Origin of the sequence: Paenibacillus planticolens, assembly GCF_013141725.1 — a bacterium.
Taxonomy (GTDB): domain Bacteria; phylum Bacillota; class Bacilli; order Paenibacillales; family NBRC-103111; genus Paenibacillus_E; species Paenibacillus_E planticolens.
In genome coordinates, this window is record NZ_WHNZ01000085.1 from 12,107 (window position 1) to 35,321 (window position 23,215).

At 48.7% G+C, this 23,215-nt stretch carries 24 protein-coding genes; 6 read left to right on the forward strand and 18 right to left on the reverse strand.

Annotated elements, in window-relative coordinates; all coding sequences use genetic code 11:
- Positions 1-94: 94 nt before the first annotated feature.
- The 5 genes from GC097_RS32105 to fucU form a co-directional block, all read right to left on the reverse strand.
- A complete protein-coding gene (locus GC097_RS32105) occupies positions 95-1,417 on the reverse strand; it encodes a response regulator (RefSeq protein WP_171687337.1) in 1,323 nt (440 codons plus the stop codon).
- Between the two features lie 439 nt (positions 1,418-1,856).
- Positions 1,857-2,516, reverse strand: coding sequence for a class II aldolase/adducin family protein (locus GC097_RS32110; protein WP_171687338.1), 660 nt, complete (start codon positions 2,514-2,516; stop codon positions 1,857-1,859).
- A gap of 7 nt (positions 2,517-2,523) precedes the next feature.
- Positions 2,524-4,023, reverse strand: a complete 1,500-nt coding sequence (locus GC097_RS32115; RefSeq protein ID WP_312875758.1) for a rhamnulokinase — start codon at positions 4,021-4,023, stop codon at positions 2,524-2,526.
- A gap of 19 nt (positions 4,024-4,042) precedes the next feature.
- Entirely contained in the window at positions 4,043-5,833 is a 1,791-nt protein-coding gene (locus tag GC097_RS32120; protein WP_171687339.1) for an L-fucose isomerase, read from the reverse strand.
- 81 nt (positions 5,834-5,914) lie between these two features.
- Positions 5,915-6,340, reverse strand: a complete 426-nt coding sequence (fucU, locus tag GC097_RS32125) for an L-fucose mutarotase (protein ID WP_171687340.1) — start codon at positions 6,338-6,340, stop codon at positions 5,915-5,917.
- Between the two features lie 131 nt (positions 6,341-6,471).
- Here fucU and GC097_RS32130 point away from each other — a divergent pair, with 131 nt between their 5' ends.
- Both GC097_RS32130 and GC097_RS32135 read left to right on the forward strand, forming a co-directional pair.
- Positions 6,472-7,497 carry a LacI family DNA-binding transcriptional regulator gene (locus GC097_RS32130; protein ID WP_171687341.1) on the forward strand — a complete coding sequence of 342 codons (1,026 nt, stop codon included), beginning with the start codon at positions 6,472-6,474 and terminating at the stop codon, positions 7,495-7,497.
- Complete coding sequence (locus GC097_RS32135; RefSeq protein WP_171687342.1) at positions 7,494-7,805, forward strand: hypothetical protein; 312 nt, start codon at positions 7,494-7,496, stop codon at positions 7,803-7,805. The genes GC097_RS32130 and GC097_RS32135 overlap by 4 nt, the downstream gene beginning before the upstream one ends.
- A gap of 399 nt (positions 7,806-8,204) precedes the next feature.
- Here the strand turns inward: GC097_RS32135 and GC097_RS32140 are convergent, their stop codons facing one another.
- From GC097_RS32140 to GC097_RS32165, 6 genes are all read right to left on the reverse strand, one after another.
- A complete protein-coding gene (locus GC097_RS32140) occupies positions 8,205-8,714 on the reverse strand; it encodes a hypothetical protein (RefSeq protein WP_171687343.1) in 510 nt (169 codons plus the stop codon).
- A 39-nt stretch (positions 8,715-8,753) separates the two neighbouring features.
- Positions 8,754-9,596 carry an SDR family oxidoreductase gene (locus tag GC097_RS32145; RefSeq protein ID WP_246294590.1) on the reverse strand — a complete coding sequence of 281 codons (843 nt, stop codon included), beginning with the start codon at positions 9,594-9,596 and terminating at the stop codon, positions 8,754-8,756.
- A 365-nt stretch (positions 9,597-9,961) separates the two neighbouring features.
- Positions 9,962-10,807 (reverse strand): helix-turn-helix transcriptional regulator, encoded by an 846-nt coding sequence (locus GC097_RS32150; RefSeq protein ID WP_171687345.1) that lies wholly within the window; start codon positions 10,805-10,807, stop codon positions 9,962-9,964.
- 218 nt (positions 10,808-11,025) lie between these two features.
- The gene (gene tatA, locus GC097_RS32155) at positions 11,026-11,238 is read right to left on the reverse strand and encodes a twin-arginine translocase TatA/TatE family subunit (protein WP_167063262.1); all 213 of its coding nucleotides are present in this window, start codon (positions 11,236-11,238) and stop codon (positions 11,026-11,028) included.
- Positions 11,239-11,259: 21 nt separating this feature from the next.
- On the reverse strand, positions 11,260-11,820 hold the full coding sequence (locus GC097_RS32160; RefSeq protein WP_171687346.1) for a RidA family protein: 561 nt from the start codon (positions 11,818-11,820) through the stop codon (positions 11,260-11,262).
- Between the two features lie 20 nt (positions 11,821-11,840).
- Positions 11,841-13,448 (reverse strand): flavin monoamine oxidase family protein, encoded by a 1,608-nt coding sequence (locus GC097_RS32165; protein WP_171687347.1) that lies wholly within the window; start codon positions 13,446-13,448, stop codon positions 11,841-11,843.
- 238 nt (positions 13,449-13,686) lie between these two features.
- On the opposite strand from GC097_RS32165, the gene GC097_RS32170 reads away from it, so the two are divergent.
- From GC097_RS32170 to GC097_RS32180, 3 genes are all read left to right on the forward strand, one after another.
- Positions 13,687-13,917 carry a MerR family transcriptional regulator gene (locus tag GC097_RS32170; protein WP_281364431.1) on the forward strand — a complete coding sequence of 77 codons (231 nt, stop codon included), beginning with the start codon at positions 13,687-13,689 and terminating at the stop codon, positions 13,915-13,917.
- 28 nt (positions 13,918-13,945) lie between these two features.
- Positions 13,946-14,704: a twin-arginine translocase subunit TatC gene (tatC, locus tag GC097_RS32175; RefSeq protein WP_171687349.1), complete on the forward strand. Its 759-nt coding sequence runs from the start codon at positions 13,946-13,948 to the stop codon at positions 14,702-14,704.
- 82 nt (positions 14,705-14,786) lie between these two features.
- Positions 14,787-15,674: a LysR family transcriptional regulator gene (locus tag GC097_RS32180; RefSeq protein ID WP_171687350.1), complete on the forward strand. Its 888-nt coding sequence runs from the start codon at positions 14,787-14,789 to the stop codon at positions 15,672-15,674.
- A gap of 25 nt (positions 15,675-15,699) precedes the next feature.
- Here the strand turns inward: GC097_RS32180 and GC097_RS32185 are convergent, their stop codons facing one another.
- The gene (locus GC097_RS32185) at positions 15,700-16,302 is read right to left on the reverse strand and encodes a stalk domain-containing protein (RefSeq protein ID WP_171687351.1); all 603 of its coding nucleotides are present in this window, start codon (positions 16,300-16,302) and stop codon (positions 15,700-15,702) included.
- A gap of 224 nt (positions 16,303-16,526) precedes the next feature.
- On the opposite strand from GC097_RS32185, the gene GC097_RS32190 reads away from it, so the two are divergent.
- Entirely contained in the window at positions 16,527-17,009 is a 483-nt protein-coding gene (locus tag GC097_RS32190; protein ID WP_512699058.1) for a phage lytic cycle repressor MrpR family protein, read from the forward strand.
- Positions 17,010-17,302: 293 nt separating this feature from the next.
- Here GC097_RS32190 and GC097_RS32195 read toward each other — a convergent pair whose 3' ends face one another.
- The 6 genes from GC097_RS32195 to GC097_RS32220 are packed head-to-tail and all read right to left on the reverse strand — an operon-like array spanning position 17,303 to position 23,194.
- A complete protein-coding gene (locus tag GC097_RS32195; protein WP_171687353.1) occupies positions 17,303-18,268 on the reverse strand; it encodes an ROK family protein in 966 nt (321 codons plus the stop codon).
- 15 nt (positions 18,269-18,283) lie between these two features.
- Positions 18,284-18,961, reverse strand: a complete 678-nt coding sequence (locus tag GC097_RS32200; RefSeq protein ID WP_376768441.1) for an N-acetylmannosamine-6-phosphate 2-epimerase — start codon at positions 18,959-18,961, stop codon at positions 18,284-18,286.
- Complete coding sequence (locus tag GC097_RS32205; RefSeq protein ID WP_171687354.1) at positions 18,958-19,884, reverse strand: dihydrodipicolinate synthase family protein; 927 nt, start codon at positions 19,882-19,884, stop codon at positions 18,958-18,960. Before GC097_RS32205 ends, GC097_RS32200 begins: the two co-directional genes overlap by 4 nt.
- 47 nt (positions 19,885-19,931) lie before the next feature.
- Positions 19,932-20,825, reverse strand: coding sequence for a carbohydrate ABC transporter permease (locus GC097_RS32210; RefSeq protein WP_171687355.1), 894 nt, complete (start codon positions 20,823-20,825; stop codon positions 19,932-19,934).
- A gap of 9 nt (positions 20,826-20,834) precedes the next feature.
- Positions 20,835-21,752: a carbohydrate ABC transporter permease gene (locus GC097_RS32215; protein WP_446686400.1), complete on the reverse strand. Its 918-nt coding sequence runs from the start codon at positions 21,750-21,752 to the stop codon at positions 20,835-20,837.
- Between the two features lie 56 nt (positions 21,753-21,808).
- Positions 21,809-23,194 carry an ABC transporter substrate-binding protein gene (locus GC097_RS32220; RefSeq protein ID WP_171687356.1) on the reverse strand — a complete coding sequence of 462 codons (1,386 nt, stop codon included), beginning with the start codon at positions 23,192-23,194 and terminating at the stop codon, positions 21,809-21,811.
- Between the last annotated feature and the right edge of the window lie 21 nt (positions 23,195-23,215).

The following is a 23,215-nucleotide window of genomic DNA, read 5'->3' on the forward strand; positions in this document are numbered from 1 at the left end:
ATCATGTGATCTTTCGTTTGCTGCTACAATTTCGATTATAAGGGGTGCCCTCGCGTCCTTGCGATGTGCCTTGTTACGCTAATCATGTCGCATATTACGGTCCCGACTGTTTGATCTCCGAAATATTCACTCCGAAATGCTTTTTAAATATTTTGCTAAAATGCTCCGGCGATTCGTACCCGATCTCCTCCGAAATCTCGTATCGGCGTTTGTCGGTCGTGAGGATGAGCTGTTTCCCTTTCTCCATGCGCAGTTGGGTCACATAATCCCAAATGCCCAGGCCCATCACTCTTTTAAACAAATAACTCAAATAATTCGGGCTCAAATGCACACTATCTGCGATGTCCTGCAGCTTCAGCCCTTTGTCGCAAAAGTGGCCTTCAATGTACGTTTTCGTATCAAAAACAATGCGATTATTCGCCTCGTCCACCTGTGTGCTCGTTAAACTCTGCTCATTGGTCGTTTTGCCGATGTCCTCGATGTAGAACATGTAGTGGTCTTTCCGCGTCTCGCCCCAAGTTAAGCTCTCCATCGCTTCTTGATAAATGACAGGCCACTGGGTGATGCCTTCCCGGATGCGGCTGATGCCGATTTGGCATTTCACATTGACGTATTTCTGCAAATTCGCATGCGTCATCTGGGCTACCATCAGCATTTGATTAATACGTAGCGTGCCTCGTTTCTCTTCCTCGGGAACTTGCATCAGCAAGGAGAAGGTCGAGTTGTGGGTATTGAAGACAAGATGGCTCCACTGGCTCGCGGTTTCCTCAATAATATTTAAAGCGGCGTATTTCAAAAGGCTGCGGTCCTTCATTGTGGAAATTTGCTCATCGCGGATGCCGCCACGGTCTAGAAATAACTTGATCACGAGCATGCTGTAATACGGGCCGGACAAGCGGTTTCCGATCTTCTCGACGATGCCTTGCACTTCGGATTCATGGACGGTTCCCGTGACGATCTCGCTTAAATAATAGTTCATCTCCAGCGATGTAATGTCCGCCAATGTTCGATTGCCTTCCCAATTGGAAAAATGCTGCTGCCGTTCTTCCTTTTCCTTGAGCAGCTTAGCAGTAATAGCAATAAGATGGGGCGGAGTAATCGGCTTAACCAAGTATTCTTTGGCTCCGAAACGGATCGCTTTCTGGGCGTATTCAAACTCGCCGTGGGCGGACAAAATGACGATCGGAATGGACGGATCTTCCATGAATATGTTTTCTATTAATTCAATGCCGTTCATCTTTTCCATTTGAATATCGGTAAACACGAGATCAATTTTCTCCAAATGAATAAAATCCAGCGCTTCAAAACCGTTATATGCCATAAAAACCTCGCCGATATCCAGCTTGGACTGCTTCAATATGGTCGCAACACCTTTGCAAATCATCGGCTCGTCATCTACGACTAAAATATTAACCATGGGGCCACCTCGGCATTCTTTTCAAGCATCTATTTCATTTTATTGTACAACAGATGGGTTTCCTATGTGTTTTATTACGAATTTCGTGTCGGATATATGGGATGGAGAACCTTACTAGACCCAAACGTTAGAGCACGGGGAGGGAATTGGATATGGGGTTCCAACCGTTTCTTGAAATCGTGTTTCCTTTGAATGGATTTTTATTGTTGGAACACGATTTCAAATACGGGCGCTACGCTTTTCCACCCCATATCCATTCCCTTTTTGTTCTACTTGGAGTTGACTGCTGCTTTTATTTATACACACTTTGTTCCATATCGTGCTGGTTGCAAGATCACTTCTTCTACTTTGGTGCAGCTGCGCCGCTGGGCACGCCCAAACCCAAATAAAAACCCGCCCCCATCATTTATCGATGAGAACGGGTTTATCGCATGGTTCATTATTTCATTTGCTGCAGTAAATTGACGCGGTAAGCTTCGCTTTCCAAGCCTTGAATTTCCTTGTACTCTTCCTCGGTCAGCCTTCTCGGCGTACCGACCGACTTGGCGATGAGGTAAATTTTCGCGCTTTCTTCCATGACTTCGGTGCGGTAGTAAGCTTCGCGCAAATTTTTGCCGGTGGTGACGAGTCCGTGATTTTTCAGCAAAATAGAGGAGTAACGATCCGCTTTTTCCGCTACAAGATTGGCGAGCTTATCGGTAGTCGGCACGACATACGGCACGAAAGCCACATCGCCGACAAGCGCAGCTTGATCCGGGAACAGCATGGGCAGCTCGTCGTCAACAAGCGTCAATGCAATGCAATAAGCCGGGTGCGTATGCACGATTGCCGTCATGTTCGGGTTCACGCGATAGCAGAATAAGTGCATAAGCACTTCAGACGACGGGCGAAATGTTTTATCCAAAATGCTTCCCGAAGGGATATCAACCGGCACCCACTGCTCCGGCTCAATGTCTTCCAGGGCAAATCCGCTCGGCGAAAGATACATCGTATCCTCGAATCTTGCGCTGATGTTGCCGCCCGGACCTACGACAAGGCCTTTGGCTACACTTTTACGGGCATACTTCGTTAATTCTTCTCTTATATGTTGCTCAGACATCGCGTCTTCAGCTCCTTACAATTCTCTTGGCAATGACTTGCAAATAAGTTTGGTAAGCCTCCTGCCACTCGGCCCCATCCTTAGACTCATATCGATCCGGAGGAAAGGAATCCCGGACGGCTTGGCGAATCTGATCCAGCGACTGTACCTCGCCATGCGCTTTAACCTGCATCATGATATTGCCGATGGCCGTCGCTTCGACTGGACCGGCGATGACCGGACGACCGGTCGCATTCGCGGTTAGCTGACAGAGCAGCTGATTTTGAATGCCGCCGCCTACCATATGAATCGTTTGGAGCTTTGTACCGAGCAGCTCTTCGATTTCATCCAGCGTTTGCTTGAATTTCATCGCCAAACTGTCTACTACGCAGCGGATGAGCTCCGCTTTTGTTTGGGGCACGGATTGCCCCGTTTGGGCACAATATCGCCGAATGCGCTCAGGCATATTGCCTGGAGCCAGGAAGACCGGGTCCTGCGCATCCACATAGCTTTGCAGCCCAGGCTCCGCCTTCGCCATCTCCTGCATTTGAGCGTAACTGAGGGATTCTCCCTCCAGTTCCCACTGTCTTTTGCATTCTTGGAGCAGCCAAAGACCCATAATATTTTTCAGCATGCGAATTTTGTGCTCGGCTCCGCCTTCATTCGTAAAGCCGTAGCGAAGGCTTTCTTCGGTAAGGATCGGCTGATCGATTTCAACGCCCATAAGCGACCAAGTGCCGCAGGAAATAAACGCGTAATCTTTCTCCAAAGAAGGAATAGAAACAACCGCCGAAGCCGTGTCATGCGAAGCCGTCGCGATGACGGACATACCGCCGATTTGCAGCTCCTCGGCAATGTCTTTGCGCAGATTCCCTTCAATCGTTCCTGGCATCACAATGTCGGTGAACAAACCGGCCGGAATACCGAGCTTGTGCAGCAAGCCCTTATCCCAGTCCCTTGCCGCCGAATCGAGCAGCCCTGTCGTGCTGGCGATCGTGTACTCCGTAGAGCGGATGCCGGATAAATAGAAGCGGAATAAGTCCGGCATCAACAGCAGGCGAACATCCTCAGGCAGCGTTAATCCCTGTTCGCTGCGCTCGGCATAAAGCTGAAAAATCGTATTAAAAGATAAGGGCTGAATACCCGACCTGCTGTATAATTCTTGCTGAGTTGTCTGCTGCAGCATGGCCTCCATGGCCTGTGCATTGCGAGCTTCCCTGTAATGATACGGATTGCCGAGCAGCCTCCCTTTGCCGTCCACAAAACCGTAGTCCACACCCCACGTATCGACGGCAATCGATGCCGGACTTCCGGAAGCCTGCTGCTTAAAGGCATGGATCCCTTTTTTCAACTCATGAAAAAGCCTTAGAAAATCCCAATACAGCCTACCGTTCAACGCAACAGGATCATTGGCGAAACGGTGAATTTCTTCTACCGAAAGCTTTGAGCCATCCCATCGCCCAAGTATCGTTCTGCCGCTGCTAGCGCCGAAATCGACGGCCAGCATATTTAAAGAGTTCGCTCCCACAGGTGCACCTCAATTCCTGTTACTTGTATAAAGGACCGAAGGAGCTGCAAGCTCTGAAATCCGCGCCTTCAGGATCGGACGTTCCGAAATTGCTCCAGACACGCGGGCGGAAGATGTGCTCTTTGGCCACGTTATGCATGGAAACCGGAATTCTTAGGACCGCCGCCAACGTAATCAAATCCGCTCCGATGTGACCATAGCTGATCGAACCATGGTTCGAGCCCCAGTTATCCATCACCGAATACACATCCGTAAATGAACCTTCCCCAGTCAAAATAGGAGCAAACCATGTCGTCGGCCACGTTGAATCCGTGCGATCATCTAAGGTTTTATGAACATCTTCAGGCAGATCCACCGAGTAGCCTTCCGCCAATTGCAGCACAGGTCCTAAGCCTTTCACAAGGTTGATCCGTGACATTGTGACAGGCATGCCGCCCTTGGTCAAGAAATCTGACGAGTAGCCGCCACCGCGGAAATACTCAACGGAAGCCGGACGCCAAGAAGTCGCTTTGAGACATTTGCCCACTTCTTCGTCGGTGATTTCCCAGTAAGGCTTCATAACGGGCTGGCCGTCACGCGTCTGCTCGCCTGTCCCGTCGAGTGCCGCCGGACCTGAGTTAATTAAGTGAAGAATGCCGTCTTTCCCCGCACCGCTTAAAGTGTGCCCGGTTACACGTTTGACCGCATCAGGACTCCAGTATGTTCTTACGTCTGCAAAAATTTGCGCGGTATTCGTGAGCAGGTTACCGAAAAGCATCGAAACCCCATTCAAGCTGTCATTCTCGGTTGCGACCAAATAAGGCGCGCGCTTGCCGTTCCAGTCAAAGGATGTATTCAAAATAGCTTCCATGAAGTCGCCGTTCGGGAAATGATCTGTCCAGTGGCGCTGCCCTTGGAAACCGGAAAGGATCGCGTTGTGACCAAGCGCTTCTTCTCCGAACTCAAGATCGGCCAGACGAGGGTTACCCACCATTAAGTCCCTGACGATTAAGGACATTTTCACCACGGTTTCCCAATCTTGATCTTTTCTTTCGCGGGTTGTTTGGATCTCGGCTGGATTTTTATCCGGTCCTTCGGCACAATTCTCTTTTACCCAGTTCAAAGCTAGTTGATATTCTTCAGGATCAAAAATTTCCTCATTTATGCGACGCACCAGCTCAGACATATCAACATATTCGTTGCGCATGCCCAAATAGTTCTGGAACAGCTCCTCGTTCACGATCGAACCCGCAATTCCCATGGAAACGGAGCCAATCGCCAAATACGATTTGCCTTTCATATAAGCGGCAGCAAGACCTGCCTTAGAGAAACGGATCAACTTCTCCTGAACGTCCTGCGGAATATCTGTCGTACCGGCATCCTGCACATCCTTGCCGTAAATGCCAAATGCGGGAATTCCTTTTTGCGCGTGACCTGATAAAACAGCAGCCAAATAAACCGCGCCCGGACGCTCCGTTCCGTTAAAGCCCCAAATCGCCTTCGGCGTGGAAGGGTCCATATCCATCGTTTCTGTTCCGTAACACCAACAAGGAGTAACCGTAATGGATACACCTACACCTGATCTAGTGAATTTGTTCGCTGCCGCCGCCGCCTCGGCCACGCCGCCAATGCACGTGTCCGCAATGACACATTCGACAGGCTCGCCATTTGGATATTTCAAAGTTTCGCTTAATAGTGCGGCAACGGCTTTCGCCATGTTCATCGTTTGCTCTTCAAGCGATTCACGAACCCCTTTTCTTCTACCGTCAATCGTTGGTCGAATACCGATCTTCGGGAACTCCTGGTTCCATCTGTGTGTGCTGTGTGCCATTTGTTGTAGCCTCCTCAGTTTTGGGTTATTGGGATATATGCTGCCAAATTTCGACTTGTTTAGAGTTATCGGTAATTCAAACTATGTGCTAATGACACCTTTTTTCAAAATTACATTGGCGTATAGCGCTTTTTCGCTCGTTGCCACAATGGCATAAGCTTTCTTCGCCCGTTCATAAAAAGCAAAGCGTTCCACATACGCAATCTCCGGTTTCATATGCTTTTGTATCAGCTCTTCGTATGTGCCCCAGATCGGCGTTTCCACCTTATCGCCCGGGACCACTGCCATTAAAGCGACCGGTTGATCACTGTAAGTATCCAACGGAAACAACGATAAAACCGCTTCCAATAATTCCGGTACGCCATGGCCGTCACAGCGAAGCAGACGATTCGCATGACTCGCTGCAGGAAAGTTCCCATCCGCCAAAACAATCTCATCGCCATGGCCCATCTCCATCAGCACCTTCAAAAGCTCAGGCGAAAGAATGGCAGGTATCCCTTTTAGCATATTCAAATCCTCCTTCAAAAATGTGTGTTATCGATAACTCAAAATTATCAACTTTAAACCTTGCTGTCAATCTTTAATTTCTATACAATAGACAAATAGAATGAGACATGGACTGAAAAAGGTGACGCTATTTGATTACAATTTATGATATCGCTGAAAAAGCCGGCGTTTCGGCCATGACCGTTTCCCGGGTTATCAATAACACAGGCCGCATTAGCGAGGCTACGCGCAAGCGTGTAAAAAAAGTCATGGAGGAGCTCCACTATATTCCGAACTCGATGGCTCGCAGTCTCGTTTTGCAAAAAACGAAAATACTGTCATTGCTCATTACAGATATTACGAATCCGTTCTACACGACGCTTGCGCGAGGTGCGGAGGACACCGCTTTGCGCGCCGGGTACCGGCTGCTGTTCGCCAATAGCGACGAAGATTATGCGAAGGAGAAAGGCTACGTCGATATGATACTATCGACTCGCGTGGATGGCGTCCTTTTCGCGCCGACGGGGGATCACTCTTTGGAGAACTTGCAGCAGCTTCAAAAGCACAATATTCCTTTCGTCGTGCTTGATCGTGAAATTCCCGGCATCGAAGCGGATGTTGTGCTTGGCGACAGCAAGGAAGGCGCAAGAAAGCTTGTGGAGCACTTAATAAAGCTAGGGCACCGCCGTATTGCCATGATTAACGGTTCACCCGATGTCTCTACTGCCCGCTTACGATACACCGGATATCGTGAAGCTCACCTGTTGAACGGTCTGGCTGTTGAGGATTCGCTAGTTGTCCACCTGAACTACCGGGACTTTCACGATGAATCGGCCTTAGATGCGCTGATCCATCATGCAGATCCGCCTACCGCCATCTTTGCCGCCAACAACATGCTCGCCGTCGGCGTGATTCAAGCCTTGAGAAAGCGCGGCTTGCAGGTTCCCGGCGATTTGTCGGTCGTCTGCTTCGACGATTTTGGCCACGCAGACGCGATAAATCCATTTCTGACCGTAGCTTCCCAGCCAGCCTACCAATTCGGCGCGCTGGGCATGCAGCTGCTGATCGAGCGCATTGAAGGCGAGGCAATGCCCGAGAGCCGGAAGATGATCCTGCCGTCAGAGCTGCTCATTCGCTCGTCAACGCAAGCGTTGGCTGCATCCAAGGAGGTTACATGAACACAAACGTTGAGCAAGCACTTCAAACAACCATCCAGAACTGGAACGCCATGTCGTCCTACCAAAGCGATGAGCAGGAAGCCGTCGCGGACCAATTCCAGTCCTCCTTTTACTTATTTATCGATGCTTTCCGCGAGTGGGTCTACGAACTGGAGCCGGGACCGCAAACCTTCGATGAACTGATGGGTATGGATGCCGTGCAGGAAATCCTTGATGCGCTTCCTGCGCCGCTTCATCTCAACTTCGAGACGGAAGCCGAGCTGACCATGGACAATGTCCTTCGAATTGATGAGGATAAGTATGATTAAGCAAGGACAAACGGTAACGTCGACTCCGATTCCGAATCCCTGAGATAACAAAAGGCTATCCCTAGTCATTTCTATGACTTGTGGGACAGCCTTTTGTGCAGTTATGCTGCTATGGTCGAAATAAGGGAAAAATTCCCCTCTAATTGGACTGCAGATGCTTGTCAGATCCATTTAGCCGGAAAAACCCCCTCTATTTGCACAGATTCCGTGAGAATTCACGAAATCCGGTTAAATTAGCGGGAGGTTTTCCTGCTAAATTCCCTACGAGGCAATCATTCGAGCAATTTAGAGGAAGTTTTTCCCGTTATCTTACCTTGCCTAGTTCGTACTTATGGGAACAGGCTCTTTTTGCCGCCCCAGAAGAGCTTTCACACCTTCAAGGGCAACCCCCGTGCACGTTTACACCGTTTTATCTACAAAAGCAACTTGATTCTGCTCAGCAAACTTCTTCAATTTGCCCGCCATCGCCGCCACATCAAAACGGTTCAGCGTCCTGTTGTAGACCCAGCGCGGCGACTTGCCTTTCAGATGAATGACGACTTGCCCCGGTGCATACACGATCTCGTTAATGCTCTCCGCACCTAGCACGAGTTCTCTGGCAAAGCCGCGCTTCGACAGGCTCGTCTTGCTCACCTTCAAATAAGGCCGGCGAATGAAATATACGAACAAGCCTACCACCATGTAAGCGCTGGTTGTATACCAATACATCGTATCCCCGCTCGTTTTGGTCAAAGTCAACAATAGAAAGACCGAAATCAGAACGAAAAACAACGCTAACATAATGCTTCTGCCCTTGAATACTTCAGCCCGGTCAGGGTCTGTAGAAATCGGAGCAATCCCTCTTTTAGACCTATCCTTATTTATTTTCTTTGCATTTTTACTAACCATTCGTTCCCACTTGCGAGACATTCATTTCACTCCTTGGTTTCTGCGTTCTTGGACTCCCTGTCATTTCAACAATCGATTCAAAATGCTTTCATACCATTTCCACGGCAAAAAACTTCTCGCCCACAGCCCCATCTTCACGCCGCGACCAAGCGGGTACCGGAGCTTAGGCTCACGCTTGTCCACCAGCCGCGCGATTGCATCGGCAACTTCCTGCGGGTCGGGTGCGGTCATGGACACTTTCCGCGAGTACGCCAGCATGCTGCTGAGCCGCCGCCAGTATGGCGAAGCTTCCGTCGTATGTATGCCCTCGAAGCCTTTGCGCCATATGTCCGTTCGGTAGGCTCCCGGCTCTATAAGAACAACGCGAACGCCGAAAGACATCATTTCCAAACGCAAGGATTCGCTAAATCCCTCAATCGCGAACTTGGACGTGCTGTACGGTGCATACCCCGGAAAGGCGGACAGCCCGCTCACACTGCTCACATTGACGATACAGCCTGACTGACTGGCGCGCATGTATGGTAAAACCGCCTTTGTGGTCGCAATGACGCCAAACACATTCGTTTCCAACTGGGATCGCCAAGCTTCCATCGGGACATCTTCCACATAACCGCCAACAGCGAAGCCGGCATTGTTAATCAGCACATCGATTCGTCCATACTTCTTCATGATATCAGAAACAGCCGCCTCAATCGATGTCTGAATCGTTACATCTAGGAACATGGTCTCGATAGCCGAGCTTACGCCTACTTTTTCAGCTTGCAGAAGCAATGACTCGCTTCTGCTCAAATCGCGCATCGTTGCGATCACGCGATATCCTTGCCCAGCAAGCGCAATCGACGTCAATAAGCCGAATCCGCTGGATGCGCCCGTCACCAGTGCGACCCCACGCGCAGAACTCATGTCCGACTTCCCCCTCATCCCTCCACTTACTACCCTTCATAATCCCACACAAACCTCATCATGTCGATATGCAAAAGTTGTGAAAAACGTGCTTCGTTCTCATACATGCCCATAACTCCGACGTTTTAGCCCTCCATTCCAGTGAACAGCAGTCCGCTATCTTGGCGAATATCGGAAGAAGCAAAATGGGTTATTTCCGGGGAAATAGAGCCCCATAGCCCCCTATCAAGCCAAAAAAGAAGCCCCAAAACCAGAGGGCTCCCACTTCGCCACAATATTGATAACGCTTACAACAAAGAGTATATAATATAGCCATCATGGCATGTGTCCCTCTATTGCCTGGAAGTCGCATTGTATTGCTGTCTTTACAACTGCAGACGATACGTTTTTGGAGTCATGCCGAGCACTGTTTTAAACACTCTGCAAAAATAAGAAGCATTTAGAAAGCCGACCTCCTGCGCGATGAAGCTGGCCGTTTTGTTTGTTGTTTCAAGCAGGTAACAAGCTTCTTTCAACCTTCGTGCAACGATAAATTCCGTAATGGAGCTGCCCATGGATTGTCGAAATGTATGAGACAAGTAGTATGTCGACAGATGCAAATCCTCCGACATCTGATTCAAATCAAATTTTTCTTTAAAATGAAGCTCGATCCAGTCGATCATCTGCACAGCGGTGTGGGAGTATCGCGTCTTCAGCTTGTCTTCGAACCCGCTATAGAACGCTTTTTCATACGGTTCAAGCCCTTGGATAATGGCCAATAAACATAAAACGAACTCTTCGTGCTGTTTATGAACGGGAATACGCGTCAACTTCTGATGCAAGCGCTCGAACAATGCTTCCAAGTGCTGCTGCTTCGCTAAGGCTTGACATTGCAAAGGCTGCTTCCAGAGAATGTTAAACCAACTGCGAATTCCGCTGAAAGTCTGCAGCGCAGCGTCCAGCTTGTAGGGATCAAACATAAGTACGGTACGGACGAAAGGCCCCTTCATATAAATCCGGTGCAATTGAAAGGGCTGAAACAGAAGCAGTGTGCCGGGTTCGACTAGAAACACCTGCTTATTCACCTCAATACGGCCCTCACCTTCATAGACATACAAGAATTCCATGCTAGGGTGAGCATGATGAATCTCCCAAGTGTGTTTAGGGCTGGACTTGCAATGGTTCAGATGAAAAGGTTCCTTTCTAACGTCGACATTCGTGCTTAGCTTCAATCGCGATCCCTCCAAATAATGGAATGAAATGGCAGTTTTTCACGTGAGCACACTATACCACATTCCTCTGCCAAATAATTGTGTTAAAACAAGGCATGGCAGTGTTTTTTATAGGCCCCCTTCCCCCTCCATCCGTCTGATAAAATAGAATAAACCTGTACGCTGCGCTCCTCACAAACGGAATCGCAGGTACAGGTTACGGTTATTCATGCTCCAAATTAAGCTTTCGCCTTATCAAGCCGCTTATCATCCGGCTCGATATGATCCGCCGATTCTTTGCCGTCGGAGACCAGTTCCCTGGCCGAGCTCTTGAATTCATGCAGTGTGCGGCCGACAGCCCGGCCAAGCTCCGGAAGCTTGGATGGGCCAAACAGCACCAGAACAACGACTAAAATTAACATGAGACCTGGGAATCCAATATTTTGCAGCATAAGATCATCAACTCCGTTTCATTAGTCTTGGTTATGATGCTTCGGATATACCGCTACAGCTTCAATTTCAATCAGCCAGTCAGAACTGACGAGGCCTGCTACGCCAACCGTCGAACGCGCCGGTTTAACAGGATTCGCTTCCGTGCCGAAAAATTGCGCATAAGCATCAAACCAGCCTTGATAGTCAAACTTATTGTCTTTGGCTGTGTCGGCTGTTACATATACGCGCAAATAAGCGACATCGGCAAGCGTCAATCCTTTGTCCTTTAACTGTTTCTCAATTTCCTTCAAAATACCGATGCCTTGCGTCTTGGTATCCCCATAGCGCTCATAAACCGTTTTGCCCTCTTTATTAAGGACCGGCGGTACGGTTCCGCTTGTGAACAAATACGAGGATCCCGATGGAACGGACACACCTGCCGAGATCGAGGAGGCCGGATTGCCGTAGAACTCAACCTCATGAATCGGTTCCGATGCATATTTGTTCGTCTTTTCGGCGCCTGCCGCATAAGCGCTGACACAGATGAGGCATGAAGCTATCGTTGCAGCAGCTATCGTTTTCACTTTTTTAGTTAAGATCATCGTTCATCGCTCCTCTTCGTCTACTCTTTCATGACGCGCTCATGAATCTCGGTGACCACTTTTCTTGCAGACTCAATAGCTCCTGCCTGCCAAGCGGTAATATAGCTGATGTGCTCCCCGGCCAAGTAAATGCGGCCATCCGGCTTGCATAAGGTCGGATAATAATTTTTACGGTCATCCGACGTATACGAAGCCCATCCGCCAAGATTGTACTTGATCCTCTTCCAGTCGACGGAGAAGGAGGCTTCAAATTCTTTGTGATATTGCGGGTGAATTTTCGCCCCTTGGCTTAGCGCGTAATCCTCCCTTTGGGCAGGCGTCATTTTGCCGAGCTTGTCGGCATTGCCGCCGAAGGCATAGTAGCCTAAGAGCAGTCCTTTTTTAGCAAAATAATCGGTCGGCGGGTAATAAATACTGGCGATATCCATATTCGTCAGCGTGCTGCCTCCGTAAATTTGCTCATCCTCCTCCCAGAACCGGCGCTTGAATTGGAGACCGATTTTACCCGCAGAAGCATAAGCGATTTTGGCGATGGCCGTTGACATTTCCGCGGAGAAATCAGCCCTAATATCTTTAAGAACAGGGAGCGGAATGGTACAGATGCAGAAGTCTCCTGTAACTTCTTTGCTTGCGCCCGTGTTCAAATCTTTATACAAAATGCGTACGCCTTCCGAAGACTGTTTAATTTCTTGAACCTCGGCATGAAACTCAATCTTGTCGCCGACCCGCTTCTCAAAAGCTTTCGCGATCATATCCATCCCGCCAACCGGGTGGAACATCATCATTTGCTGATCATACGAATATTCGCTGCTAAAAAATTGTCCGAAACCGGAGTTGATGATGGCTTTCAAACTGAATGGATCTCTCCGAACGCCTGCGTCAAATTTCCCGCCCGGCTCCTCGGTATATCCGGCCCGTTCCGAGCCTTTATAGAACAAATCCGCACTCAAATCCCCTTCGGCTTTCAAATAGGCGACGAGCTTCGCTTTTTCTTCCGTCGTTAGCGGGAGGTCCAGCGCCTTTTGATTCACGGCTTTAGCCAGCATTTCGGCCACATAGCCTCTAACGTCCGCTTTCGCTTGGCGCTTCGGAATTTTCACGCCTGACAGCTCGCCGACATTTTCGTTATAGTAGTAGCCGCTTTCGTTCACATTGTTAAAAGGCTCAATCGCAACGCCAAATTTGCGGGCATAGTCCAGCGTTACGTGAAATTGCGGAATACGCATCGGCCCGGCGTTAAAATACATGCCATTATCAAAACGGGCAACTTGTTTCGTTCCCCCTACTTCTGCAACCGCCGTTCCTCTGCGCACCGACCACGCTCTACCGCCCACTCGAGCTCTAGCTTCTAAAATGGTACATTGATACCCAGCATTTCCGAGTTCATAGGCAGCCGTTAAACCGGCTATCCCTCCGCCGAGAATGATGACTTTCTTGCCGTTGCGATTTGTCGATGTGAGATCCCAACCTGAAGGGGGCGTATAATCGGCCGCTTTCATGGTCTCTGGGGATAACAAACCTAACGTTCCCATAACGCTGAAAAGTGCGGCCGACCCTCCTACCTTTCCGACTGTAGTCAAAAATTGTCTGCGTGTAATTTGCTCTTCTTTGATCGGTGTCTTCTCCATGCTCCCATCTCCTCGTTCATGTTTGGATAAACCGCACATTAAACATATCAATGGCAAACGGTTTCGTCATTATTTTGTGTAAGATTACATTACATAAATTATACTTATACCCAGATAAATATGGATTATTTGATCCGTTTTTGATGAAATGATAGAGTTTACTTATGTTAACGTCACGTATATGTTAATTTAACTAACATTAACTGGAGGTTGGATAATCATGATGATGACGACGAAGATGATGACTCAAAAAAAAGTAATTCAAATCGGTGTTGTCAGTGAATTAACCGGACTATCGGAAAGGCAAATTCGCTACTACGAGGATCGGAAACTCATTTTTCCGGAGAGAAGCAAAGGGGGCGTTCGCAAATACTCATTCGAAGACGTTGAAATGATTATGGATATACATACCAAAATGATGAATGGCTTTCAAACCGTCGAGCTCAAGCGCATGCTGGCAGGTTCGTAAACCAAACAAAGAGTTGGAGGCGCCGTCTATGCAAATCAAAGAAATGATGTCACTGATGGACCATTTATCCGAGCTCCGAACCCGCATCATTCGGGTTTTGATCGTTCTTGTTCTGACGATGATCGGCGGCTTTTTCGCAGCCCAGAAAATTCTCCTGTACTTCAAAGAAACACCCCCGGCGTCCGCCATGAGCTGGCACGTATTCTCCCCTATGGATGGCATTCGCATCTATATGATGATTGCGTTCGTGATTTCACTTACAATCACGCTGCCTTTTATCCTTTTCCAGGCATGGGGGTTCGTGAAGGAGGGTCTTACCAAAGAAGAACAAAGCGCCACACTCCGCTATATCCCCTATACGTTCCTTTGTTTTATGATCGGGCTTTCTTTTGCCTACTTTGTCGTCTTCCCCATGTGCATGACCTTCACGATTCGCATCACGGACAATCTTGGATTAACCCAGACCTACGGGGTTGCCCAATATTTCGGCTTTATGCTGAACATCGTGCTGCCGTTATCCATCGCCTTCGAATTGCCTATCGTCGTGATGTTTCTGACCCGCATTAAGCTGCTGAATCCGAAGCTGCTGCACAAATTTCGCAGGTATGCCTATCTCTTGCTCGTCATCACGGCCAGCCTCATATCGCCGCCTGACCTTATTTCCCATCTGATGGTCGCCGTGCCCTTGTTTGCTTTATATGAAATTAGCGTAGTGCTTTCCCGCTTCGTTGTTAACGCACAAATTCGGGAGAGCAGCAAACTGAACATAGAAGTCTCTTCCTACTAAAATAGGCCTTCGCTATCATTGCCTTCCCCTAAGGTATTGGGATATATTTACACCAATATATCCTTCAAGGGCAGGGTGAACTATGCGGATCGAACAACTGCTGTATGTGATCGAGATCAACCAAGCAGGGTCTATTTCCATGGCAGCCGAAAAGCTGCACGTTTCCCAACCGAACATTTCCCAAGCCATCGTCTCGCTGGAGGAGGAGCTTGGCGTCAAGCTTTTTAACCGTTCGCGCTTTGGCGCTGTACCGACAGAAGAAGGCAAGAGGATCATAAGTAAAGCTGAAGAAATTATTAGCAAAGTAGAGGAACTCCGGGAATCCGTCGGCCATCATGCCAGAGAGCTTTCCGGGCTCCTCTCCATTGCTTCAGTGCCAAGCTTATGTTTAAGCGTGCTCCCCGCAACGTTAGCGCTTTTCAAAGAGAAACACCCGTTAGTCGAGCTGGAAATGCTGGAGCTTGATTATGAGCAAATTAAACAGGAAGTGCTTTCCGGAAACGTTGATATGGGCTTAATCGCTGTGCCAAAGCACCATGAAGAGCCGAATCATCAGCTAACCGTAGAAAAGCTAATGGACAACAGAGTCATGGCCTGTGTAGGCAAAAATTCGCCCTTCGCTCACCGGACAACCATTTCCACCCTGGAACTAGTAAATCAGCCCATCCTGCTAAATTCCGATTACTTGATTGAGAAGCTAAGAAAGCACGGGGAACCTAACATTTTGTTCAAGTTGGGAAATTCAGAAGCGGCAAAGCGCGTGATCGCCGAAGGCATCGCGATTGGCTTTTACACAGAGCTCGGCTTGAAATATGACCCCTACATACTCACAGGCAGCACAGTGGCATTGGACATTACCGGAGAAGACATGGAAGTGACCTTCTGCTCCATCAGAGTTAAGAACCGGCATCAGTCCATCGCTTCCAAAGAATTTGCCAAACAATTAAAAGCCATTATTGCGACAAGTTAATCCATGAAAAAAAAGAAAGCCTATCTCATTGGATAGGCGAGATTCTATTTGTTGAAGAATCCATTTTGTATTTCTTAAACTCCTTCAGTTGATCTTCTGTTAAATATTGCAATAATAAATCTGAAGAATGGTAAGTTACGGCTTCACTCGCGGATGCTATATTAAAGGTGTCAAGATAGATGTCACCTTCTGCAACTTTAATATGATACTCTTTTCCATTAAAAACGATCAGCGCACTATGATCACTAAAATGTTCCTTAAATGAAATTGGGTACTTATTATTTACATCCGAATGCTTATAATAAATCTTTTTATCGATTGTGTTCTTTTGCTTATCAATCAATTCTGATGGACTGATAGATCTCAACTCTATAGTACTAGTTTGCTCATTCCATTTTACCTCCTTACCTAAGGCCTGACCGATGCTCTTCAGGGGCAAGTAAGAGTTTCCGTCAATTATTGCAACCGGCTTTTCTAAAGCTAACTTATTCCCGTCGAGCTCTACTGACATATTCGGGTTAAGATAGGCTTCAATTTTTTCAAGCGCTGAATTTGCAAAACCTGATGTTGAAACAACTGCAACGACTCCAACTGCAATTCCTAGAATGAATATATTATACTTTTTCAATTCGAACCTCCTAAAATAGGTAATATTTCCAATTTATACGATAACACATTCTGGATAATTATGGGAGTATAATTTAATTTCAGTGAGTGATGAAATAAAGTTTTTGTTAACTGTCATAAACCACCCCCTTCCCTGCATAGTTTATATAGTTGCTTATCGCTGAAAGCCACATGAAACTTTTACAGAAAATCATGACTTGCTATGGGAAGGGAAGTTGATTTCGTATTCTTACTCTAGAGAAAATTGAACGTATCGAAGCCGGTTGTACGAATCCGCAAGACGCCATTATTATCCGCCTGCTCGCTGAGGGCATTGAGTCTCATGAAATTGTTTATTTGAAAAAGAGCTCCTTAGATCCAAAAAAATGCCTGCTCACGGTCACGGATGCCTATGGGGCAAAAAGACAAGTCCGCATATCCAGAAGATGCGCCGAATTGTATCAATTCGCACTGGAACAAACCAAATATGTTGTCAATAGCGGACATCCAACGAAACAAAAGATAGTCGATCTGCGGGCAAGCGACGATCTGATTAAAGTGGGCATGCACGATTTTATCGCGAATCGCTGTCTGATTACACAGATGGATTGTGTCATTTTACGGACGATCTATATGCGCCTTCGGCAGTTGGCTGAATTGTTCGCTACGCCGGAGCTTACATATTTAACGACGACCAAACTTGAGATTAAACAGTTTGCACATGCATAAGCGGAACGAGCCTGTCCCACGAAGAAGGCGAAGTAAGATAGCTGGAAAATCTCCCTCCCTCTAAACGGATCGAAAGATGACCTCGTAAGGAAAATAGAAGGAAAACCTCCCTTAATGTGACCGGATTCAGAGAATTCTCATGAAATCGGCGCAAATAGAGGGAGTTTTTCCTTCTAAATGGATCTGACAAGCTTCTGAAGTCCTATTAGAGGGAAATTTCCCCTTATTCATAAACGCAAAAGGCTGCCTTTAAGTAGAATCATCTACTCAAGGCAGCCTCTTGCTGTGCTATTTCACCTTGCATACTCCCATACCTGCAAAGCAGCGCCAATCATCCCGCTCCAGTTCCCGCGATAGGCCTTCTCAATCCTGACGCCATCATGCATGGAAGGCATGGTTCTGGCGGCTATTTCTTTCCTGATGCCCTCCAGGAATTCATCGCCCGCCTCGGCCACACCGCCGCCAATAATAATCAGTTCAGGATTAAAAATATGAACAAGCGATGCCATAGCCGAACCCAGCGCTGCGATCGTTTCCTTCATGACTTCGGCAGCCATCCTGTCGCCAGACTGCCAGCGGGAAAAAACCTCCCGCGAGTCGATAGACACAGGAGCCATCCCCGCTGCAGCCAGCCTCTCGGTCATTCTTCGGGCAATATTGGTGCCCGACGCATATTGTTCCAGGCATCCTTTGCCCCCACATAAGCAGGGAGCTCCCTTCCAATCCACCGAAAGATGGCCTAATTCCCCGCCTGCGCCCCAGCAGCCGTGCACGAGATGCCCATCAACGACAACAGCTCCGCCTACGCCGGTGCCCAACGCCACGCACAGGAAATGCTTAACCCCTTTGCCTGCGCCAAGGTGTTTCTCCGTCAGAGCCAGGACATTCACGTCATTATCGACTGTGACTGGCATCTGAAACTGCGCTTGCAGCAGCGCCTTCAGCGGCGTCCCGGCGTAGCCCGGGAGCAGCTCGGAAGCGGACCGGACTTGTCCGGCCGACCAATCGATTTGTCCTGCGCTGCCGACGCCAATTCCTTTGTAGCGCATATCAGGGTTGACCGCTTCAACCTCTGAGAGTAACTTCTGAATCGTCTGTATGACGCGGTCCGCCGTGTTCACTTGTCCGGCCATCGTAGCCAAACTGACCGTATGCAATACGTCCCCGCATGAGCTGACAACGCCGGCATTCATTTTCGTACCGCCGATGTCGACACCGATTGCATAATCCGAATCGGGATCAAATATCGCTGACTCCATGGAATCCTCCCCGCCCTAGCCCATCGCCTTGATGTATCGGGCCGTAATCAATTGCGGTCGGGTAATCGCGCTGCCGACTACGACATTGACCGCTCCGCAATCCAGTGCTTTCGCCGCCTCTTCAGGCTTCCAGATACGCCCTTCTGCGACTACCGGAACCTTGACGGCCCTGCTCAGCTCCCGCAGCAGCTCAAAATCCGGCTCATGAGATTGCCGACTGTAGGAGGTATACCCCGAGAGCGTGGTGCCGATGAAATCCACACCCAGCCGCTCTGCGGCAATTCCCTCTTCCAGCGTGGAAATGTCCGCCATGACCGCTGCGCCCATCTTGTGCGCGAGGGCAATCAATGGCTGGACGGCTTCCAGACGGTCCTCGCGATCCGTCACGTCGAGCGCTACGACGTCTGCGCCAGCCAGGACAATCGCAGTCACTTCGTTCATCGTTGGCGTTATGAAAATCTCCGAGCCTGCGATCTCGCGTTTAATAAGGCCGATAACCGGCACGGACACTTCCTGCTTAATGGCCAAAATGTCAAATACGCCGTTCGTCCGGATTCCGACCGCGCCGGCTTCCACGGCGGCTCTGGCCATTTTGGCCATCGTATCTCCGCCTCGCAAAGGCTCGTGAGGAAGCGCCTGGCAAGATACGATCAAACCCCTCTTTGGAAACAGATCGCCTGATCTCTGTATCACAGCCCGGCTCCTTTCGCTTGCGCAGCAAGGCTTAGAATTCGCTCGTTCAATGCATGAATACGCGATAGATCCGATTCAGCGACCGGCAGCAGAGGCAGTCTCGGTTCGCCCGTGTCATAACCGCGCAGCTTCAAAATCGCTTTGCAAGCGCCATATAAAGACGGGAATGATAATAATTCCACGATCAATTCATTCACAATAAACTGCCATTTCTGTGCCTCCGCTAGCAGGCCTTGCTCGAAACAGCTCTCTATGCGGAGAAAGAGCTCCGGCATAACCCCGTACGTGCCGCCGATCCCACCATCCGCGCCAATGCTTCTTCCGGCCAAATACTGTTCATCCGGCCCGTTTAAGACGAGGAAATCTTTGCCTCCGGCCGCTTTGAACTGCTGAAGCTCGAACGTGCTCTCGGCGGATATTTTGACACCGATGACTTTCTCTTGAGCCGCCATTTTGGACAGCAAGCTTACAGATAGCTGAAATCCCGTCGTTTGCGGAATATGATAGATGATGAAAGGCAAATCCGTGCTGTCGATAATGGCCTGCCAATGCGCCTCTACGCTTGGCGCCGGCAAACGGTAATAAATCGCCGGGACGGTTGAAACCGCATGCGCCCCGACTTTCTCCGCATGAATGGCAAGCTCTACGCTGTCGCGTGTAGCAGGCGCGCCGACATGGGCGATGATGGTCAGCTCATCCCCAACTTCGCCGACAACAGCCTCGAGCATACGTTTGCGTTCTGTCACAGACTGGAGCATCCCTTCGCCGGAACTGCCGCCTACATACAAGCCCTTTACGCCTGATTCGGCGTAGTATCTGGCTAACCGCCGAGCTGCCTCCACGTCAATTTCACCCGATGCGTCGTAACAGGAATACATCGCAATTGTAATCCCTCTAAATCCATCTAAATTATAGGATTTCATGCTGCATTTACCTCCGTTTTTTAGGCTTATCTATGTAATGCCTTTCTTTAACCTTTTACAGCTCCCATCGTAATCCCTTGCGTAAATGCTTTCTGAAACACTAGGAAAATGGCAATCATCGGAACGGATGCCAACGCAGCTCCTGCCATAAGAACGCCATAGTTGGTCATAAATTCGCTCTGCGTCGTCATCATAGACACACCTAGTGGCAATGTCATCATCGTAGTCGAGCGGATCATAATAAGTTGACTGAAATAATCGTTCCAAGAGGCGATAAACGTGAAGATGGCAAGTGCCCCCAGAGCTGGCTTAAGCAATGGCAAAATAATGGTGGAGAACAAACGGATCTCCGAACAGCCGTCCATTTTCGCCGCCTCCATCAACTCTCCCGGAATCGTCTGAGCGAACTGCTTCATCAAGAATACGCCGAACGGCCAACCGATCGCCGGCAAAATAAGCCCATAATACGTATTAACCCACCCGAAATCTGCCAACATCGTAAAAAGCGGAACGAGAATAACTTGCTTTGGCAGCGCCATCGCTGCGATGAACATCGTGAAAATAATTTTGCGCCCCGGGAAAAGCTTCTTCGCAAGCACATAACCGGCTGTCGAGGAAGCGAGACAAACCGCAATCATTTCCACAACAGAGATGATGAAGCTGTTCAGCGTCCAACGCCAGATCGGATTCTTAAACAATTCCTGCCAATTGCTGAGCGTCGGTTTAAGCGGGAACCATTCCGGTGGGATCGCCGTGGCGACCGTCTGTATTTTGAACGCACCGGTCATAATCCAATAGAAAGGAAATATAAACACAATCGTGGAAAGAATCAACAAAAGGGCTGAGACTATTTTCGTCGGCGTCCATTTTCGTTTTATGCCGGAATGACGATGTTTTCTGACACTGCCGGGGTGTGCGTGCACATGTGCATTTGCTGTCATTGTGACCTCCTAGTACTCAACATCGCTGCCAAAATATTTGAACTGAATCGTGGATATGATTCCGATTACGATCGCTAGTATTATGCCCATTGCGGAAGCAAGACCGAAATGCCCGAGCAGAAATGCTTGCTCATACACGCCGTACATGACCGTTGATGTGCTGTAAACCGGCCCGCCCGAGGTCAATAACTGAATTAACGCGAAACACTGAAAGGTGTTAATCGTCGTAATGACAATGACATATAGATTCGTCGGCATCAGCATAGGCCACACGATTTTGATGAAAATTTGCCAAGGCGTTGCGCGATCGATTTCCGCAGCTTCAATATACGAGGTAGGAATGTTACCTAGTGAAGCGACATACAGGATGATTGGCTGTCCGACAGATGTTGTAATCAAAACGGCAATAATCGCAAGCAGCGCCGTTCTTGTGTCGCCAAGCCACGAAGTCGGTTCGAAACCGAACAGTCCGGTGAGATAGTTCAAAATTCCATAGTTCGGATGATAAATCCAGCCCCACACGACCGTGATGCTGACAACCGAGGATACGGCAGGCAAATAAAAAACGCCACGGAAAAACGATCTGGAGAGCTCTTTCATTTTATAAATATTAACGGCTACAAAGATGGAAAATACAATCACAATCGGCACTGCGATAACGACCAGCAATATCGTATTTCGCATAGACTTTAGAAATGTTTCGTTATGCATCAAGGAAACGTAGTTATCTAATCCGATAAAATCAAAAGTTCTTAATGAGTAATCGAAAAAACTGATATAAATTCCTTTTAGCATCGGATATGCGACAAAAACCAGAAAAAATCCAAAAGCTGGAAGTAAAAAGAGATAGCTCATCAGCCAGTCGCGCCGGACCATTTTTCTCGATTTGCTAACCGTTGCTTCCATTTCCTTTTCCCCATTTCTCATGTTTAGTGAAAGGAGCAGCGCCGCTTGCTGCGCTGCTCCTCCCGGCAACTGCTGCCTTATTTTGAAACTTGCGCTTTTGCCTTGGCAATCGCCTCGTTAGCTTTGGTCGCAAATGCGTCCAGCGCCTCTTTGCCTGTTGCCGTACCTGTTAATGCGCGCTGCAGTTCAGGGAACCAGAACGTGCGGATTTCCGCATAGCCGTCTGCGATTGTCGGAGGATCTGTGATGAATTGACGCGCTAAATCCGCATATTTATACTCAGGGTCGTCATACAAGCCGGTTACAGACGTGCGTGCGGATAGACCGCCGGTCTGAATGACGTTCTTTTTGCCCCATACAGGATCATTCACAACGAAATCAATAAATTTCTTGGAAGCCGCAATTTTGTCAGCATTGCCGTTGTTGAAGATAGCAAGTCCGCCTAGGAACGGCTCCAATTTAGGCTTCGATCCGTCCAGCGTCGGGAAAGGCAGCAAAATATCGTCAAACGGCACTTTTTTGTTCGCGACGTTTTGCGCTTTCAAGACCGGCGAGTAGTTCAGGGTAAATGCCAGTTTACCTTGCAAGAATAAGTCGTTGACGTCAGAAGCGGCCAGTGAAGCTGCTCCTGCTACGCTGATTTTGTCTTTCGTTGCTTTTACGACCCAATCCAGCGCCTTACCGGCATTCTCGGTATTAATCGCCACTTTGGAGTTGTCCTCGGTAAGGAAGCGGGAAACGCCCATGTTAGCCAAATAAGCGCGAGTGCCTTGATCACCTGCCGTACTTTTAGCGAAAAAGCCGGTCGGAATGATTTCCGGCGCCTTCTCTTTTACGGCCTGCAGCGCTTTTTCGTATTCCGCTACCGTCCACGTTCTGTCCGGTCTGTTTAGCGGAAGCAAATCAACGGCGCCGATTTTCTCAAACACCGTTTTGTTCACAGCCATCATGAACGGACCGGTGTTCAGCGGGTACATCACAATTTGATCACCAACGGTCGATTGCTTCCAGAAAGCCGGAGCGATGTCATTCTTTACTTCAGGGGTAACCATGTCGTTTAAAGGTGCAAGCAGCTTCTTTTTGCCCCAGTCGATAATGCGTCCGGGAGCATCGTAGATGACGTCAGGCGCCGTGTTGGAGGCAATCGCAACATTGAGCTTCTGAGGGCCGCCGTCGAATGTAATCATTTCAAGATTGACTTTGATTTCGGGATACTTCTGGTTAAAAGCCGCAATGATTTGTTTCTCGTATTTGCCGACTTCGCCATCCAACGTTTGGAAGTTAGGGAAGTTCCACCAAGTAATCTCGACAGGCTTTGCAGCCGCTTGCGTCGCTGCAGGCTTCGATGCATCCGGCGATGCTGCCGGTTGGCTTTGCACCGAATTATTCGTGCATGCAACAAGCTGGGATCCTACCAGCGCGACGCCTAGAACTGTCAACAATCCTTTTTTCATTGCTCTCATCTAAGTACCCCCATTATCGTT